General features: G+C 65.9%; 16 protein-coding genes. 1 reads left to right on the plus strand and 15 read right to left on the minus strand.

Features of this window, described 5'->3' with window-relative positions:
• The first annotated feature begins 193 nt into the window (after positions 1-193).
• The gene (locus BP26_RS0102755; protein WP_366518031.1) at positions 194-775 is read left to right on the plus strand and encodes a phosphoheptose isomerase; all 582 of its coding nucleotides are present in this window, start codon (positions 194-196) and stop codon (positions 773-775) included.
• Between the two features lie 149 nt (positions 776-924).
• Here BP26_RS0102755 and BP26_RS0102760 read toward each other — a convergent pair whose 3' ends face one another.
• From BP26_RS0102760 to BP26_RS30490, 15 genes are all read right to left on the minus strand, one after another.
• Positions 925-1,344 carry a ClpXP protease specificity-enhancing factor gene (locus BP26_RS0102760; RefSeq protein ID WP_029919053.1) on the minus strand — a complete coding sequence of 140 codons (420 nt, stop codon included), beginning with the start codon at positions 1,342-1,344 and terminating at the stop codon, positions 925-927.
• A gap of 4 nt (positions 1,345-1,348) precedes the next feature.
• Positions 1,349-2,011, minus strand: coding sequence for a glutathione S-transferase N-terminal domain-containing protein (locus BP26_RS0102765; protein WP_051748180.1), 663 nt, complete (start codon positions 2,009-2,011; stop codon positions 1,349-1,351).
• Between the two features lie 16 nt (positions 2,012-2,027).
• Positions 2,028-2,783 (minus strand): cytochrome c1, encoded by a 756-nt coding sequence (locus BP26_RS0102770; protein WP_245611685.1) that lies wholly within the window; start codon positions 2,781-2,783, stop codon positions 2,028-2,030.
• Entirely contained in the window at positions 2,780-4,033 is a 1,254-nt protein-coding gene (locus tag BP26_RS0102775; protein ID WP_029919056.1) for a cytochrome b, read from the minus strand. Before BP26_RS0102775 ends, BP26_RS0102770 begins: the two co-directional genes overlap by 4 nt.
• A 10-nt stretch (positions 4,034-4,043) precedes the next feature.
• Positions 4,044-4,634 (minus strand): ubiquinol-cytochrome c reductase iron-sulfur subunit, encoded by a 591-nt coding sequence (gene petA / locus BP26_RS0102780; RefSeq protein ID WP_029919057.1) that lies wholly within the window; start codon positions 4,632-4,634, stop codon positions 4,044-4,046.
• A gap of 177 nt (positions 4,635-4,811) precedes the next feature.
• A complete protein-coding gene (locus BP26_RS0102785) occupies positions 4,812-7,457 on the minus strand; it encodes a DUF1302 domain-containing protein (RefSeq protein ID WP_169740632.1) in 2,646 nt (881 codons plus the stop codon).
• 223 nt (positions 7,458-7,680) lie between these two features.
• Complete coding sequence (locus BP26_RS0102790; RefSeq protein ID WP_051748183.1) at positions 7,681-10,107, minus strand: DUF1302 domain-containing protein; 2,427 nt, start codon at positions 10,105-10,107, stop codon at positions 7,681-7,683.
• A gap of 139 nt (positions 10,108-10,246) precedes the next feature.
• Positions 10,247-11,218: an ABC transporter ATP-binding protein gene (locus BP26_RS0102795; protein WP_051748186.1), complete on the minus strand. Its 972-nt coding sequence runs from the start codon at positions 11,216-11,218 to the stop codon at positions 10,247-10,249.
• A 1-nt stretch (position 11,219) separates the two neighbouring features.
• Positions 11,220-12,065, minus strand: a complete 846-nt coding sequence (locus BP26_RS0102800) for an ABC transporter permease subunit (RefSeq protein WP_051748187.1) — start codon at positions 12,063-12,065, stop codon at positions 11,220-11,222.
• A 3-nt stretch (positions 12,066-12,068) separates the two neighbouring features.
• The gene (locus BP26_RS0102805; RefSeq protein WP_245611686.1) at positions 12,069-12,482 is read right to left on the minus strand and encodes an endonuclease domain-containing protein; all 414 of its coding nucleotides are present in this window, start codon (positions 12,480-12,482) and stop codon (positions 12,069-12,071) included.
• Between the two features lie 38 nt (positions 12,483-12,520).
• Positions 12,521-13,444 carry an oligopeptide ABC transporter permease OppB gene (oppB, locus tag BP26_RS0102810; protein WP_029919063.1) on the minus strand — a complete coding sequence of 308 codons (924 nt, stop codon included), beginning with the start codon at positions 13,442-13,444 and terminating at the stop codon, positions 12,521-12,523.
• Positions 13,445-13,451: 7 nt separating this feature from the next.
• Positions 13,452-15,077, minus strand: a complete 1,626-nt coding sequence (locus BP26_RS0102815; protein WP_029919064.1) for a peptide ABC transporter substrate-binding protein — start codon at positions 15,075-15,077, stop codon at positions 13,452-13,454.
• 183 nt (positions 15,078-15,260) lie between these two features.
• Complete coding sequence (locus tag BP26_RS0102820; RefSeq protein WP_157572329.1) at positions 15,261-15,548, minus strand: hypothetical protein; 288 nt, start codon at positions 15,546-15,548, stop codon at positions 15,261-15,263.
• 112 nt (positions 15,549-15,660) lie between these two features.
• Positions 15,661-17,547 (minus strand): sulfotransferase, encoded by a 1,887-nt coding sequence (locus tag BP26_RS27260; RefSeq protein ID WP_051748189.1) that lies wholly within the window; start codon positions 17,545-17,547, stop codon positions 15,661-15,663.
• A 26-nt stretch (positions 17,548-17,573) separates the two neighbouring features.
• On the minus strand, positions 17,574-18,191 hold the full coding sequence (locus tag BP26_RS30490) for a hypothetical protein (RefSeq protein WP_245611687.1): 618 nt from the start codon (positions 18,189-18,191) through the stop codon (positions 17,574-17,576).
• Between the last annotated feature and the right edge of the window lie 9 nt (positions 18,192-18,200).

An 18,200-nucleotide genomic window follows, 5' to 3' on the forward strand; every position in this document is an offset into this window, starting at 1 on the left:
GGCACCGTGTCGGGGCCGCATGACGCGATTTTGGGGACAACCCTCCGGGACGGGGGCAATTTTCGCGCATTGCGTCGTCTCTCCTCGCTCATGTACTTTCAGTACACTTCGCTCGTCGTTCCTAGCACTGCACAAAAATTACCCCCGTCGCAGCGATCAAATGACAGCCAGCAGGCCCTAAATGGCAGCAAATCTGGAAGCACGCATCCGGTCCCACTTCGAGGCCAGCATCGAGACCAAGCAGCGCACCCTGGCGACGATGCTGCCGGCGATCCTCGGCGCGGCCCAGCACATGGCCGCGGTGCTGAAGGCCGGCAACAAGGTGCTGGCCTGTGGCAACGGCGGCTCCGCCGCGGACGCGCAGCATTTCGCCGCCGAGCTGACCGGCCGCTATGAGCGCGAACGCCCAGGCCTAGCCGGCATCGCGCTGACCACCGACACCTCGGCGCTCACCGCCATCGCCAACGACTACAGCTACGAGCAGGTGTTCTCCAAACAGGTGCAGGCGCTGGTGCGGCCGGGCGACCTGCTGCTGGGGATTTCCACCTCCGGCAATTCGGCCAACGTGATCCGCGCCATCGAGGCCGCGCACCAGGGCGGCGCCAGCGTCATCGCCCTCACCGGCAAGGATGGCGGCAGGATGGCGGCGATGCTGAAGGCCGGCGACTTCGAACTGCGTTCGGCCAGCAATGTCACCGCGCGCGTGCAGGAAACGCACCTGGTGTTCCTGCATTGCCTGTGCGATCTGACGGACGAGATCCTGTTTCCGGCGTAGGTCGGATCAAGCGAAGCGAATCCGACAGCACACTGTCGAACGGCGCATGTCGGTTCCGGGCGCTGCGCGCCCTTGAACCGACCTACCTTCATTCCCGCGCCGGTGTAAAAAAAAGGGCGGCCCGTGGCCGCCCTGCGATTTCAACTTGTCTACTTCACGACCCTGAGCTTGGGACGCCCGCTCGGCCGCGGCGTTTCCGGCGGCGGCTCGTCCTCGCCCGGCGGGCGTACGGCGGGGGCTTCCGGATCGATCGGCTCGGGTTCGCCGAACAGGATGCCGTCGCCGTTCTCGCGCGCGTAGATCGCCAGCACGGCGCCGCTGGGCACGACGATGTCGAAGGGCGAGCCGCCGAAGCGGGCCGAGAAGAAGATCGGCTCATTCTCGAGATTGAGTTCGCGCACCGCCATCGGGCTGAGGTCGAGGGCGATGCGGCCTTCCTTGACGAAAGCCTTGGGCACGCTGACGCCGGGATAGTCGGCGGCGACCAGCAGGTGCGGGGTGTAGCCGTTGTCCAGCGCCCAGGCGTGGATGGCGCGGATCAGGTAGGGACGGCGTGAACGTGAGCTCATAAGGTTAAGGCTTCCTGCCCGGTTCCTTGTTGAAACAGCGCTGATAGGCCGGGCGTGCAAACAGGCGCGCGGCGTAGCGGCGCAGCGGTTCGGCCTGCGCCGGCAATTCGATGGCGAGCTGGCCCAGGCGGCGCAGCAGCACGGCCCAGCCGCTGTCGACCAGGGTGTAGTCGCGGCCGAGGATGTAGCCCTGGGCGGCGAAGTGGCGGCCGCCGGCCAGCAGGCGCTCCAGCAATTCGCCGCGGGCCGCCGCGGCGCCGCGCGCGCCGACGGCCGGCAGGGCCTCGATCCGCGGCAGCAATTCGTGCTCCAGGCCTTGCAGCGCCATGCGCACGCGCGCACGCGCGGCGGGCGACAGCGGCATCAGCGGCGGATGCGGATAGCGCTCGTCGAGGTATTCGACGATGACCCGCGCGCCGGTGATGACGCCTTCGCGGTCGGCCAGGGTCGGCAGCGACTGTGAGGGATTGAGGACCAGGAAATCCTCGTTGATGGCGCTGCCCGACCGGATGGTCTGGATCTGCGCGCTGTCGACGTCCTTCTCGGCCAGCACCAGGCGCGCCCAGTCGCAGGACAGCGAATCCTCGGCAATGAAAAGCATCAAGCCCGCGTTGGGCGCGGGCTTGATGGTGGACTGCGCCGTCTTGTGTCGGGTGCGCAGGGTCATGCGGCTCCGTGCGTGATCAATGAACGTCGCGCCAGAATTCCTTTTTCAGGAAATAGGTCAGCGGCAGCAACAGGAAGATCAGGTAGAACATCACGTTCCAGCCGGTGGAGACGCGGTCCTTGGCGTTGGGCTCCGCGGCATACACCATGAAATTGGTAAGGTCGGTGACGAAGGCCTGGTACTCTTCCGGCGTCATGCTGCCCGGCTGCGCCAGCTTCAGCGGCAGGCCCTCCTGATGCTCGCCCTTGCCCTCTTCGACCTTGACCTGCCAGCCCTGCAGCTCGCCCAGCACCGCGGGCATCGCCACATTGGCCAGATACAGGTTGTTGACGCCGAACGGCCGGCTGCTGTCGAGGTAGAAGCCCATCAGGTAGGAATAGACCCACTCCGGGCTGCGCGCCTTGGTTTCCAGGCTCAGGTCCGGCGGGACGCGGCCGAACCAGTCCTCGGCGGACTTGGCGGGGATGGCGCTGACGATCGGCTCGCCGACCTTGACGCCGCTGAAGATCAGGTTCTGCTTGAGCAGGTCGTCGGAGATGCCCAGGTCCTGGCCGATGCGGTTGTAGCGCAGATACTTGAGCGAATGGCAGCCCGAGCAGTAGGCCATGAAGTCGCGGGCGCCGCGCTGCACCGAGACGGTGTTGCCGGCGTTGTCGGCGAACGGCAGGGTCTTGACCTCATCCTCCGCGTACGCGGCGGGGGCAGCGAGCAGCAGGCCGGTCAGGACGAGGGCGACACCCTTGATATTGCGCATAGTCTTCTTGGGGCTCATGCGGTCACCCGTTCCGGTTCCGGCTTGGTCTTGTCGATCCGGGTGTAGATGGGCATACCCAGGAAGAACAGGAAGTAATAGAAGGTACCGAAGCGCGCCATCGCGGTGAACAGGGGGCTCGGCTTGTGCATGCCCAGGTAGCTGAGCATGAGGAAGTCCAGGGCGAAGATCACCACGGCGACCTTGAAGATCGGGCCCTTGTAGCGGATCGACTTGACCGGGCTGCGGTCGAGCCAGGGCAGGAAGAACAGGATCAGCACCGCCGCGAACATGACGATGACGCCCCAGATCTGCGTGCCGAAGGCCGAGGGGACGGCGCGCAACATGGCGTAGAACACGCAGAAGTACCAGGACGGGGCGATCTCGTCCGGGGTGACCTGCGGGTTGGCCGGCATGAAGTTCGGCTTTTCCAGCACGTAGCCGCCGCCCTCGGGGGCGAAGAAGATCACCGCGCTGAACAGGATCAGGAACACGGTCACGCCGACGATGTCCTTCACCGTGTAGTACGGGTGGAACGGGATGCCGTCGAGCGGGATGTGGGTGGTCGGATCCTTCTTCTTCTTGATCTCGATGCCGTCGGGGTTGTTGGAACCGACTTCATGCAGGGCGATCAGATGCGCGATCACCAGGCCCACCAGCACGAACGGCAGGGCCACCACGTGCAGGGAGAACAGGCGGTTGATGGTGGCGTCGGCCGGGGTGTAGTCGCCCTGGATCCAGACCTGCAGGCCATGTCCGATGTAGGGGATGGTGCCGAACAGCGACAGGATCACCTGGGCGCCCCAGTAGGACATGTTGCCCCAGGGCAGGACGTAGCCGCAGAAGCCTTCCGCCATCAGCACCAGGAAGATCAGGGCGCCGAAGATCCACACCAGCTCGCGCGGCTTGCGGTGCGAGCCGTAGAGGATGCCGCGGAACATGTGCAGGTAGACGACCAGGAAGAAGGCCGACGCGCCCGCCGCGTGGAGGTAGCGGATCAGCCAGCCCCAGGAGACGTCGCGCATGATGTACTGCACGGAGTCGAACGAGGTTTCGGCGCCGGGCTTGTAGGCCATCGCCAGCACGATGCCGGTGATCAGCTGGTTGACCAGCACCAGCAGGGCCAGCGAGCCGAAGTAGTACCAGAAGTTGAAGTTCTTCGGCGCGTAGTACTCGGACAGATGATCCTTCCACAGCTTGGTGGCCGGGAAACGGTCGTCGATCCAGCCGAGGAAGCCGGTGGTCTTGTGCGGGTTGGGGATAATCGCCATGTCGGTCGTCCTAAGCCTTCTGGTCTTCGCCGATGATCACCAGCGAATCGCTGGCGTACCGGTGGGGCGGCACCAGCATGTTCAGCGGTGCGGGCTGGCCCTGGAAGACGCGGCCGGAAAGATCGTACTTGGAGCCGTGGCAGTGGCAGTAGTAGCCGCCTTCCCAGTTGGCGTCGACGGTGGGATCCGGATGGTCGGGGGTCAGCTTCGGCGAGCAGCCCAGGTGGGTGCACTTGCCGTTCATGATCAGGAATTCGGGCTTGATCGAGCGGTGCTCGTTCTTGCAGTACTCCGGCTGGGTCGACGCCTCGCTCTTCGGGTCGGCCAGGCGCGGGGTAACCTTCGGCAGGCTGTCGAGCATGTCCTTGGAACGCCGCAGCACCCAGATGTTGAGACCCTGCCAGACGAAGGTGACCTGCTGGCCCTCCTCGAGCTTGGCGATATCGGCTTCGACCGGAGCGCCGGCCGCCAGGGCCTTGGCGCTGGGTTTCAGCGAAGCGAGAAAGGGCCACACGACGGCCGCGGCGCCAGCGGCGCCCACGACGCTCGTGGCAGCGGTGAGGAAGCGGCGGCGGCCGCCGTCCACGCCTTCGTTGCTCATTGCTTGAAAACCTCTGGAGGTACGGATCATGAATCTGAAATGCCCCGCGCATGGAGCCACGCGCGCGGAACCGCCCGGCTTATTCACTGATTATAACGGCGGCGGCGGGGCCAAGTCATCGTTTTGTGTAGTGAAAAACCGGCGGCCCCCGGGTAGGGGCCGCCGGCGGACAGCCGTTTAGAACTGGTATTTGACCGCGAACTGGGCGAAATCGCGGTCGGACAATACATTGTAGGCGCCGCCGCCCCAGTACCAGGTGTAGCCCGCGGTGAAGGACAGCGCCTGCTTGAGCTGCACCTCGAACAGGGCATCGAATTCCTTGCTGCCCTTGACGAAGTTGCCGCCCGGACCGGGCGAGATGCCGCCGATATCCTGCTTCCATACGAAGAAGGGGCGCAGGTTTACATTGGGCAGGATGCTCTCGTAGCGCGGCAGCACCAGCAGGCGGTAGCCGTAGGACAAGGCGGTCGGATAACCCGCCGCGTCCTGCTGGTGCGGATTGAAGCGCAGGCCGTCGGGGCCCTTGACGCAGTCGGCCACACCGGCGCAGGAACGCTGGCCGCCGTCCGCACCGGAGCCGTCGGCGCCGGCGGTGGGGCCGTAGTTGGTGTTCGGGCCCTGCAACACCAGGCGGTTGAGGTCCGGCAGGTAGGGCACGTACTCGGCGCCGAACTCGCCCAGCACGAGGATCTGGCTGGCGCCGAAGGGATTGTCGGTGGCGCCCAGCACGCGGGTGAAGCCCATGTTGAACTGGTACACCTGGAAGCGCTCGTAGCCGCGGATGTAGCAGGGGCTGCTGGTGTCGTAGGCGTAGTAGGGATGGCTGAACTTGTTGAAGCCGTAGGCGGAGTCCTGCGCGGTGCCCGCCTGCGGGAAGCAGGGCGTGTTCTGGCCGACGGTGCCGCCGCGGTAGGGAATGATGAAGTTGGGGAAGGAGCGGGCCGAGCCGTCGATGTTGCCGATGGCCAGGTCGAAGGTGTCCTTCTGGCCAAGCAGGCCGCCGATGTCGCTCGGACCATACAGGGTGGTGCCGCCGGTCTGGGTGTAGCCGATACCGGCATGGGAGCCGAGGCAGCCGGCGTGCGCCGGGCCGCTGCTGAAGTCGCTGCAATTGGTCAGGGTCGGGCCGAAAGCGGCGAAGGCCAGGTCATGCGTGTCGACCTGCAGGGGCAGATCCGGACGGTAGGCCACTTCGCCCTGGATCGACCAGGCGCCGACGGTGGTGTTGAAGCTGGCGCCGATCAGGTTGATGCCGTTGGGATACTCCAGCATGAACTTGGCGGTATCGATGCCCAGGGTGTCGGAGGTGGCGTTCTGCGCCTCCGGGCTGCCGGGATTGAGGATGCTGTGCAGCAGCGGGATGTCCGGGCAGTCGGCAAGGAAGGTAACCGGGCCGGTGGCGTCGACGTGCAGCGCATTGCCGGCGGAACGGGCGCAGCTGGGATAGGCGGAATAGAAGCTCGCGTACGGCAGGCGCGAGTTGTAACGCATGTAGTACAACGAAATATCGGTGCCGTTGTTGAGGGCGTCGGCGTAGTAGTCCAGCTTGATGCCGAACTGGCCGCTGGTGCGGGCCTCCCGGTCGGCCAGGCGCTGGATGGTCGAGGTGCTGTTGGTGATGCCGGCCAGCGGATTGTCCTGCGGCGTGCCGAGGTTGTTGGGGTCCAGCGCCGCCTGGCCGAAGCTGGCGTTGATGAACTTGCCGACGTTGTTGGTGCCCACCGGCAGGCTGGAGAAATAGGTGCCCGGCGTCTGCACTTCGAGCGGCTGCCATTCGAGCTGGTAGAAGCCTTCCACCGTCGCGTTCTCGAACGGCTCGAAGCTGAGGTCGATCATGTTGATCGGGGTGAAGAATTCCTCCACCTGGCCGCCGATGCGGAACACGTTGTTGGCGTTGACCGGATTGGCCTGGTTGATGCTGTTGATCACCAGGGTGGTGCTTTCACCCCAGTTCACCAGCTGGCGGCCGATCTTGAAGGAGATGTTCTTGTCTTCGGTGAAGGGGATCGGCAGCTTGCCGTAGAAGTAGGTATCGAGATACTGCAGGTTGGTGCCGGCCTGGGCCAGGGTTTCGCCGTCGGTGCGTTTGCTGCGCACGTAGCCGCCAGGGCCGTACACGACGAAATTGCCGTTGCCGTCGGGCTGGCCGTAGCCGCGGTTGTTGATCAGGGCTTCCTGGGCCGGGCACAGCACGCCGCTGAGCACGCCGCCGATCAGGTTGCCGCCGGCAGCGGCATTGCCCAGGCAGGTCACCAGGTTCGGCACGCTGAGCACGCCGGCGGCGCCGGGCGCATGGCGGCCGACCTGAAGGCGGTTCTGCGGCGTGATTTCGTTGGGATGGGTTTCGGTGAAGTCGTTGTTGACGAAGTCGTAGAAGTACAGGCCGCGGGCGAAGATGCCGAAGCTGCCCCAGGTCAGGGTCAGGTCGGATGTGACCTTGGCCGGAGCCTGGAACAGGTGATATTTGGAGTAGTTGAGATCGCCCTGGTCGCCGTTGACCGAGGCCGCGCCGGGGGCGGCGACGAGCACCTGCGAGGGATAGATCTGGTCCTTGAACAGGCCCTGGCAGATCTGGTAGGCGCCGTTGGGGCCGCCGCAGACATTGGGATTGATGTTGCCCTTGCCGACCAGGTTTTCGCTGCGTCCCTGCATGCGCACGCCGATGCCGGCGGTGAAGGTGGTGTTGAGCACCCCTTTCACGCCGTCGTCGCTGCCGAACGTCGGAATGGTGAAATCAATGGCCTGCGCCGCGCCCAGGGGCAACAAGCCCATGGCGGCAAGCAGGACACCCCGTACAACCCCCAAGCGCAGAACGCTTTGCATCGTTCTCTCCCTCCGCTCCAGGCCCGGTAGCGGGCCTGTTTTCATAATTCTTGTCGCGGCTCGTGGATAGCGCCGCTTTATTGGAGGGTAGTAAAGCGCAGCGCGCCGCGGGTTGCAATAGAAAAAATGCGGGAAAAATAAAGCCGATCACGGATTTATGCCCGTGACCGGCTGGTTTACGCGAAGTCCGGACCGAATCGGAACGGGGCCCGGAATCGGGGGATCAGAACTGGTATTTGACGTAGAACTGGGCGAAATCGCGGTCGGACAGGGTGTTGTAGACGCCGCCGCCCCAGTACCAGGTGTAGCCGACATCGAACGACAGGGCCTGCTGGTAACGCATCTCCACCAGGGTGTTGACCTGCTTGCGGCCGGCGACGAAGTTGCCGCCCGGACCGGGAGAAGTGCCCTGTACGTCCTGCGAGTAAAAAATGGTGGGCTGGAGGCCGATGCCGGGCAGCACGTTCTCGTACTTGAAGATGCCGATCAGGCGGTAGCCCCAGGAGATCTTGTCGGGGTAGCCGGTGGGATCCTGCTGGTGCGGATTGAAGCGCAGGCCGTCGGGGCCGACGTTGCAGTCCTGCGTGGTGGAGCAGGCCATGCGCGAACCATTGGCGCCGGAGCCGTCGGCGCCGGCGCTGGCGGCGTAGTTGGTGCCCGGCGCTTCGAGTTGGAGGCGGTCCAGCGACGGCAGGTAGGGCACGTAGGTGGCGCCCAGCTCGCCCACGATCAGCACCTGATCGGCGCCGAAGGGATTGTCGGTGGCGCCGAGCACGCGCGTGGTGCCGAGGTTGAACTGGTACACCTGGAAGCGCTCGAAGCCGCGGATGTAGCTGTTCGCCGGATTCTGGCCGATGGTGCCGCCGCGATAGGGAATGATGAAGTTGGGGAAGGCGCGGGCCACGCCCGGCAGGGAGCCTTCGATGACGTTGATGGTGTCGGTGTAGGGATTCTTGCCGGCGGCGTTGAGGAAGTCGCTGGGACCGTAGCCGACGACCGCGCCCTTCTCGTTGTAGCCGACGCCGCCGGACAAGGCGTCCACCAGGTGGCTGCAACCGACCTTGGGGTCGCTGCAACTGGTCAGGGTCGGGCCGAAGGCGGCGAAGGCCAGGTCCTGCTCGTCCACCTGCAGCGGCAGGTCGGGGCGGTAGGCCACCTCGCCCTGGATCGAGTAGCTGCCGACGGTGGTGTTGAAGCTGGCGCCGATCAGGTTGATGCCGTTGGGGTATTCGAGGAATACCGTGGGCGAGTCCAGCGCCGCCACGCTGCTGGTGGCCTTGGACGGATCGGCCGGGTGCAGCAGGGGAATGCCCGGGCAGTCGGCGAGGAAGCTGACCAGGTTGGTGGCATCGTTGTGCTGCGCGTTGCCGGCGGCGCGGGCGCAGCTGGCGTCGGCGGAAATGAAGCTGGCATACGGCAGGCGCGAGTTGTAGCGCATGTAGTACAGCGACAGGTCGGTGCCGTTGTTGAGCCAGTCGGCGTAGTAGTCCAGCTTGATGCCGAACTGGCCGCTGGTGCGCGCGTCACGGTCCGGATCGCGCTTGGCCGTCAGGGTGGTATTGGTGAGCAGGGCCAGCGGGTTGTACTGCAGCGAGCCGACCTGGTCCGGATCGTAGGCCGAGGTGCCGAAGCTGACGTTGATGGTGCGGCCGGCGTTGTTGGTGCCGAGGTCGACGTCGGAGAAATAACTGCCGGGCGCGGCGATTTCCACCGGCTTCCATTCCAGCTGGTAGAACGCTTCGAAGGTGGTGTTCTCCAGGGGCTCGAAGCTCAGGTCGATCATGTTGACCGGGACGAAATCCTCTTCGACCTGGTTGCCGACGCGGTTGAAGTTGTTGGCGTTGACCGGATTGGCCTGGTTGAGGCTGTTGATGACGATGGTGGTGCTCTCGCCCCAGTTCACCGTCTGCCGGCCGATCTTGAAGCTGAGCTTCTTGTCGTCACCCCAGGGCAGCGGCAGCTTGCCGTAGAAATAGCTGTCAAGGTATTGCAGGTGGGTGCCAACCTGCTGCAGCACCTCGCCGTCGGTGCGCTTCTGGCGCACCTGCTTGCCCGGGCCGTAGGTCTTGCCGCCCGGATAGGGCAGCAGCAGCGGGGTCGGGGTGTTGACGCCGACGTCGGCGTCGTTCTTGTTCTGCGGGGTGAGTTCGTTGGGCTGGGTCTGGGTGAAGTCGTTGTTGACGAAATCGTAGAAGTACAGGGAGCGGGCGAAGATGCCGAAGTCCTTGTAGGAGATGGTCAGGTCTTCGGTGGCCTTGGCCACGCCCTGGAACAGGTGGTACTTGCCGTAGTTGAGGTCGCCGTCGTCGCCGTTGATGGAGGCGGCGCCGGACGAGCGCGCCAGCTGCTGTGCCGGGAAGATCTGGTCCTTGAACACGCCCTGGCAGGACTGGTAGGGCGGCGCGCAGACGTTGCGGTTGAGGTCGCCCTTGCCGATCAGGTTGACGCTGGGCGATTGCATGCGGATGCCGCCGCCGGCGGTGAAGGTGTTGTTCAACACCATCTTCACCTGGTCATCGCCGAGGTTGAAGGATTCGCTGATGGCGTGCGCCGCGCCGGCACAGCCCAGCATCGCCGCCAGCAGCAACCCACGGAGCGCCTTTCCGGCCCCGCCCTGCCCCGCCCACGCCCCGCCGATGAAACGCCCCATGACCTTGTTCTCCCTGGGCGGCCGCAGGCGGCCGCGATAAACCCCATACGGCGGCGCACGGCGCCGCGCAAGCGCGCAGCTTACCGGGTATGCCGGGAGAATCAACCGCAATGCAGCATTTTTGCCGCCGGAGGGCGGTTCAGCCCGGCAATGGTGCGTGGCAGGCGCAGGCCCGGCCCGCTTCCAGCGTTCGCAACGCCGGAACCTCGCTGGCACAAACCGGCAAGGCCGCGGGGCAGCGCGGCCGGAAGGCGCAGCCCGATGGCAGGCGCGCGGGATCCGGCGGTTGGCCCGGTATCGGCCGCAAGGGTTCCCCCAGCGGCGCATCGAGGCGCGGCCGCGAGGCCAGCAGGCCGGCCGTGTAGGGGTGCCGGGGCGCGGTCAACAGGCGCGCCGCCGCTCCCGACTCGACGGCGCGGCCGGCGTACATCACCAGCACCCGCTCGCACACCTCGGCCACCACATCCAGGTCATGCGAGATGAGCAACAGGGCCAGGCCCAGGTCTTCCTGCAACTGCCGCAGCAGGGCGAGGATCTCCGCCTGCACCGTCACGTCGAGGGCGGTGGTGGGCTCGTCGGCGATGAGCAGCGAGGGGCGGCACAGCAGGGCGCTGGCGATCAGCACGCGCTGGCGCATGCCGCCGGAGAATTCGTGCGGATACTGCCGCAGGCGCGCAGCGGCATCGGCGATGCGCACAGCGTCGAGCATGCGGGCGCACTCGGCCAGCGCGGCGGCCTGGCCGAGGCCGCGATGCTGCACCAGCACCTCGGCCATCTGCGCGCCGATGCTCAGATAGGGATTGAGGCTGGTCATCGGATCCTGGAATACCAGGCCGATGCGGTTGCCGCGCACCTTGTTCCATTCCCGTTCGCCCAGGCCCAGCAGTTCGCGCCCTTCGAAACGCACGCTGCCGCCGATCCGCGCCTGTCGGGCTTGCAGGCCGAGCAGGGCCAGGGCGGTCTGGCTCTTGCCGGAACCGGATTCGCCGACGATGCCGAGGGTCTGCCCCGCCTCCAGTTCGAAGCCGAGTCCGCGCACCGCCCTCGCCTCGCCTTGCGCCGTGGCGAAGCCGACTTCCAGGTCACGCACCTGCAACAGGGGCTCGGCCATGTCAGCCACTTTTCGGATCCAGGGCATCGCGCAGGGCGTCGCCGAGGAAGTTGAGGCACAGCAGGGTCAGCGCCAGGAAAGTAGCCGGCACCACCAGCGCCCAGGGCGTGGTTTCCATGGCGTGGGCGCCATCGCTGACCAGAGCGCCCCAGCTGGTGGCCGGCTCCTGCACGCCGAGGCCGAGGAAGCTGAGAAAGGATTCGACCAGGATCACCTGCGGCACGCTGAGCGTGGCGTAGACCACCACCACGCCGAGCAGATTGGGCACGATGTGGCGGCGGATGATGGCCGCGGTGCCGGCGCCGGAGACGATGGCGGCATCGACGAATTCGCGCCGGCGCAGGCTCATGGTCTGGCCGCGCACGATGCGCGCCATGTCGAGCCAGTTGACCGCGCCGATGGCGAGGAAGATGAGCAGGATGTGACGGCCGAAGAACACCGTCAGCAGGATGACGAAGAACATGAAGGGCAGCGCATACAGCACGTCGACCGCGCGCATCATCAGGGCATCCAGGCGCCCCCCGATATAACCCGCCACGGCGCCGTAAGCGACGCCGATCAGCAGCGACACCAGGGTTGCCGCCAGGCCCACCAGCAGGGAGATGCGGCCGCCGTAGCAGCTGCGCGCGAACAGGTCGCGGCCCAGCTCGTCGGTGCCGAGCCAGTGGCCGCCGGCCAGGCCGGGGGCGGCACCCCAGTCGCTGTCGAAATCGATGACGTCGTAAGGCCAGGGGCTGAGCCAGGGGCCGGCGATGGCCAGCAGTACGATCAGCGTCAGCACGCCGGCGGCGGCCACGGCGGCGCGGTCGCGGCGCAGGCGCTGCGGCAGTGAACTGGAATCAGGCACGTGTCAGCCCCCCTCTCCCGCCTGCGGGAGAGGGGTTGGGGGAGAGGGCCGCCCGGCTTCCACTACCTGGTGGATTCTCTCTAAAACAGAGTCGGTGTTACGCAGCACCTCATCATTCCAGAACCGCAGAACCATCAATCCTTGCGCTTCGAGCCAACAATCTCGTAGCCGGTCCGATTCCAGCTTCTGATCATTGTGCTGACTGCCATCCACTTCGATCACCAGACGATGCTCCATACAAATAAAATCTACGACATAGGGCCCTAATGGTTTCTGGCGTTTGAACTTCAGGCCGAGGAATCGGTGTGCGCGCAGGTGGTACCACAATCGTTGCTCAGCCTCGGTCTGAGCCTTGCGCAGGCGCTTGGCCTGCTTCGTTTTCTTGATGCGCTCTTCGATAGAGATTGATATCGTCACAGCCCCTCTCCCGCAAGCGGGAGAGGGGAACGTCACTATCATCCTAGCCGCATTCTTGGGTCCAGCGTGCCGTACAGCAGGTCGACCAGGAAGTTGAACAGGATGATCAGGGCGCCGTAGAAGATCACGACGCCCAGCACCAGGGTGTAGTCGCGGTTCAGCGCCGCCTGCACGAAGTAGCGGCCGATGCCGGGAATGCCGAAGACCTGTTCGATCACCACCGAGCCGGTGACGATGCCGGCCGCGGCGGGGCCGAGGTAGGACAGCACCGGCAGGGCCGCCGGCCGGAGTGCGTGGCGCCAGACGATGAGATGCATGGGCAGGCCCTTGGCGCGGGCGGTGCGAATGAAGTTGGCGCTCAGCGTTTCGATCATCGAGGCGCGCATCAGCCGGGCGATGACGGCGATCTGCGGCAAGGCCAGGGCGAGCACCGGCAGCCCCGCGTCGCCGATGCCGTGGCTGCTCCAGCCGCCGGCCGGCAGCCAGCCGAGGCAGATGGCGAAGAGCAGGATCAGCAGCGGCGCCACCACGTAGTTCGGCACCGAGATACCGAGCATGGCCAGGGCCATCAGGGCACGGTCGAAGGCGCTGTTGCGGCGCAGGGCGGCGAGGCAGCCGAGCAGGCCGCCGAGCAGCACCGCCAGGATCATGGCGCTGGCGCCAAGCCGGAACGAGACCGGCGCGCCGCTGGCGATCAGTTCGGCGACGCTGAAGCCGGTGTACTGGAACGAGGGGCCGAGATCGCCGTGAGCCAGGCCGCCGAGGTAGCCGAGGTACTGGCGCCACAGCGGCTGGTCGAGATGGTAGTCGGCCTGCAACGCCGCTTCGATCTGCGGCGGCAGGGCGCGCTCGCGGTCGAACGGGCCGCCCGGCGCGGCGCGCATCAGGAAGAACGCCAGGGTGATCAGCAGCAGCAGCGTCGGCACCGCGCCGAGCAGGCGTTTGAATGCGTGATTCAGCACGGTGGACTCAATGCGGCAACACCTTGAGGTCCTTGCTGTAGTGGACGTCCAGGGGATTGTCGGTCCAGCCGGCAACGTAAGGCTTCACCAGATGCTTCGACGCGTAGTAATAGATCGGCAGGACCGGCATGTCGTCGAGCATCAGGCGTTCGGCCTGTTCCAGCAAGCCGCGCCGCAGGGCCGCGTCCGGCTGCTGCTGGGCCTGAGCCAGCAAGGCGTCGTAGCCAGCGCTGGCGTAGGCCTCATCGTTCTTGCCGTCAGTGCTGCGCAAGATGTCGAGGAAGGCACTGGCGTCGTCGTAGTCGCCGATCCAGGCGCCGCGGAACACCTGGGTCTGAATGCGCTGGCGGCGATTCTGCAGGAACACTTTCCACTCTTCGTTGACCAGCCGGGTCTGCACGCCCAGTCCCTGTTTCCACATGGCGGCGATGACGGTGGCGATGCGGCGGTGGTCTTCCTGGGTGTTGTAGCGCAGTTCCAGCTGCAGGGGGTGCTCCGCCGAATAGCCCGCCGCGGCGTAGAGCCTGCGCGCTTCGGCCAGGCGCCATTCGCTTGGCCATGCCGCCCAGGGCGGGGCCTGCGGTGTGTAATTCCAGGTGCCGGGGGGAACGTAGCCATAGGCCGGCAGGGCCGCGCCCTGCAGCAGCTTGCCGGCGATGACGTCGCGGTCGATGGCCATGCTCAGGGCCTGGCGCAATTGGGGGCTGTCCTTGAACGGCGGCCGCGACAGGTTGTAGCCGTACCAGTAGGCGCCCAGGTAGGGCGCCAGATGCAGTTCGGCGCCGAACAGGCCGCGCACCCAGCGCGCCTGGCTCATCGGGATGGCATAGGTGCAGTCCAGTTCGCCGGCGCGGTAGCGCTTCAGCTCCGAGGACAGGTCTTCGGTGGGCACGTAGATCACCGTGCCGATCGAAGTGCGGGCGTCGTCCCAGTAGTAGGGGTTGCGCACCAGGCTGACCCGCGACTGCACCACCCAGTCATGCAACTGGTAGGCACCGTTGCTCACCAGCCGCCCCGGCCGGGCGAAATCGCGGCCGTAGCGCTCCAGACCAGGACGATAGACCGGAAAGGTGGCCGGATGCGCCAGCAGGCCGGGGAAATACGGCGTGGGGCCTTGCAGGTGGATATGCAGGGTGCGAGCGTCCAGGGCTTCCACGCCCAGCCGCTCGGAAGGCAGGTGCCCTGCGCTGACTGCCGCGGCGTTGTCGATCGGCGACAGGATCTGGGCGTACTTGGAGCCGGTGGCGGGATCGGCGCTGCGGCGCAGGCCGGCGACGAAGTCGTCGGCGGTAAGCGCTTCGCCGTTGGACCAGCGCAGCCTGTCACGCAGGTGGAAGGTGTAGTCGAGGCCATCCGCGCTGACTTCCCAGCTGGCGGCGGCGGCGGGAATGACGCTGCCGTCGGGCGCGAGCCCGGTAAGGCCTTCGTAGAGGTCGCGCAGGATGTTGGCGGTGCTGACGCCTTCGCCGCGATGCGGGTCCAGCGTTTCCGGTTCGGGGCCGTTGCCGATGCGCAGAACCTCGGCGCCGGACTCAGCTTCCGCCGCCGCGACGCCGACAAGGACCGCCATCCCGCTCAGGCTCAGCAGGGCGATACCAAGGGCGAAACCGAGCCGGCGCAGTGATCGGGGCATAGCGCCTGATCTTAGGCGAATCGAGGAGATTCAGGCGCAGTAGTGGAGGATGGCGTGGAGCAGGCGCCGGATCAGTACCAAATTCCGGATGGAACCCGACGCTGGCGCCGCTACGAGCGGCGCTGCGAAAAACAGGAGCGGGCGTAGCCGGCTGCCGTCAAAACAGCGGGAAGAGCCTCCCGCTCAGTTGGTCGTGATCGTAGGGTCCATGCGCCGCAAGCCGTCCCCGGTATTGATGGAGCCGGTGCTGCGCAACTCCTCGCTGCCATAGGTACGCCCGGCGGTCGACAGGCAATCGCCCGGCTTGCGCTGGATGTGGGAGCCGGTATCTTGCGGGCAAACCTGATCGGTCGCGGGCGAGGCCTCCTCCGCTGAGGTTCCTTGTGCGACAGAAACCGCCGCGCCGCTGTCATCGGCGAGCGCCGCTCCCCAAACGCCCAGAAGAACGAAAGCCAGAATGCTTCGACGCATGGTCTTACCCTCCATCGCACAAGGCCGTACTTCCAGTGTTGCAGACCTACCCTAGCGGCGTAGACCACAGGCGGGGGGTTGGTGGCTGTTTGGGACGGGCGGGGGCCGCGCCTCAGACGAGCCCACCCGGAGCCTGAGCGGGGTCCAGCGCGGCCAGCCGTGCCAGCAAGGGTTGCAAGCGCGGCATCACCCGGGCGATCGCCGCCTCGTTCCTGCGCCATTTTTCCCGGTCGGGCGGCGTCAGGGTATGCGCCGACAGCGGCAGCGGGCGGCCCAGGTAGGTGGCCAGCCTTTGGTCGAAGTCCAGTTCTGCGAAATCGCAGATGCGGCGTGTCACGGCGGCCGGATCGGCCAGCAGAGCCGCGTAGCTCAACGACATCCAGCGCTGACGCGGCAGACATGCCAGATCGTCCAGCATGATTTCGTTGGTGCGGTGCCACTGAAATGCCGCCACCTCTTCCAGCGGCTGGCCACGCAGGGCCTCGTAACCTGGGGGCACCAGCATTGACCATGGCCCGTCCCAGCCGGCCAGCGACGGATAGGTGCGCCAACCACCGGCGCGCCAGGCCTGCATGATGCTGGAAATGTTCTCGCGCGGATCGCGCCACAGGAAAACAAAACGGGCGTCGGGGAACAGGGCATTGAAAAACGGAATGCGCAAGGCATTCTTCGGCGTCTTTTCCAGGAAGCACACGACACTCGCGCCCGGCATGCGGCCATCGCGGTCGCGCAGCTTAGCGTTCAACTCTCTGTGCACGTGCGCGCGTACCGCATCGTCGACATGGGCCTCAGTCAGGCGATTGGAGCCGACGCCCTCGGCGCCCGGACGCAACTGCGGCAACCCCTCGACCAGTTCATGCGCTTCGCCGCCGAAGGTGTAGAGACCGCCGGCCTGGGCAAGGGTCTCGAATAGCAGAGTGCTGCCGGAACGTGGGACGCCGACGATGAATACCGGCTTGCTGAACTTTTCCGGCGCGGCAGGCACAACCGTCATCCTCACCGGCATGGAGCCGACTTGAGCCTGTTTCACGGCAGACTGGGCGGAACCCGGGTGAAAGGCGTAATGCAGCACGCGCCGGCGAAACATATCCGTTGCCGGTTGCGTGTTGCCGGCGCAGATCAGCGTGGAAGGAAGGCTGTCCTGTTCGCGCAAAACGGCGTCGCGCAACCGGCTGAAATGCGGCCAGCCTTCGGCGTTGTCGGCGTACAGCGACCACAGGGCGCGCCAATCCTGGCAAAAGCCGGAGGCCAGGGCGGTGAAACGGTCGAATACGCGCTGCTGTTCCGTACTCTGCGGCGGGTTCAGCCCCGCCAGCAGATCATCGGTGAGTTGCTCGACCTCGGCCGGCGGCATCACCACGGCAAGGTTGTAACGCTCGAACTGCAGCGGCGCGTCGGCATCCGCATGAAACGGCACCGGCGTGACGGGCCAGCCGGCATCGTTGTGGAAATCATCGTGCTGGCTGGCCCTGACCATGTTCCAGAACGCGGCGTTACCGGTGGTGTCGGCAACCAGGTGGATGCGTTCCCGCGCGCTGCCGTTATGGACGCTATGGGTGCGCAGGTTGTCGAAAACCCAGGCCTCCCCTGCCGCCATGTGCACCTTCTGCCCGTCGCAGGTGAAGCTCACGCCGGGCCCGGTAACGACCGGGATGTGGATGCGCACGCGGTGAAACCAGTGGTAATCGGTGTCGCAGTGTTCCGGCACACCCGCTCCCGGCGCCAGCCGCATCAGCCGCGAACGGCTCCAGACCACGCCGAAGCGGTTCAGGGCCTGCTGGATGTAGGGGCTGCGCAGCAACTGCGGAGTCGGTCCCATGGCGCCGGCGAAAGCATCGTTGTCGCCGGCATTGACCGTGATCAGACGCACCGCACTATTGCCGGAAAAGCCCCGGGGGTGACGCTGCCATTCGGACTCCGCGAACTGCGCCACTTCCGCCTGCAGCCGCTCCACGTCGAAACGCAGCGGCAGGCGGTAGAACGGATGGGGGAGCTTCATGAGATAGGGGCGTTTGATGGCGCCGTTTACTGGACGCGGCTCACCCGCACATTGAATTTGCTGTTTTCCAGGCGCATCCAGTAGCTGCCGGCGAAATTGCGATTGATCGTGAGCGCGGGCTTGTCGCCCTCGTACATGTAATCGTGATCGTCGATGCTCTCCCATATCTGGCCGTTGTCGAGGCGCAGTTCGGTACCCTTCTTGATGCCGTCGATATCGCCGACCAAGTGCGCGCTGAGGCTGTTGACGCCTTCCTGGTCGTACGCTTTTTTCACCGTTTCCGCGCCGAATTCGATCTTGGCGGGCGTCACCTCGGGAACGCCTGAAGCACCGGATACCACTACGCCGCTTGCGTTACTCGTCGCCAGCGGTGCTGTCGGCGGCGGTGATGCCGGCGCTGGTGCCGGTACTGCAACTACGGCAGCGGATGGAGCGGCGGCCTTGTCCTGTGCCAGGCCGTCATAGCAGGCGAGCCGCTTGGCATTGTCAACGATCAGCCGGCAAACAGCCGGGGCGTCCGGTACAGCGGCGCGGGCGAAGCCAGCGACGGTCAGGGCCAGAACGCCCAGCACCAGGGCATGGCAGCTGCGGCGCAGGGTGCCGGCCTGCAGCGAAACATTGGAGAAACGATGGGGTTGTAACATGGTCCTGCA

It is taken from the genome of Nevskia soli DSM 19509, assembly GCF_000711955.1.
GTDB lineage: Bacteria > Pseudomonadota > Gammaproteobacteria > Nevskiales > Nevskiaceae > Nevskia > Nevskia soli.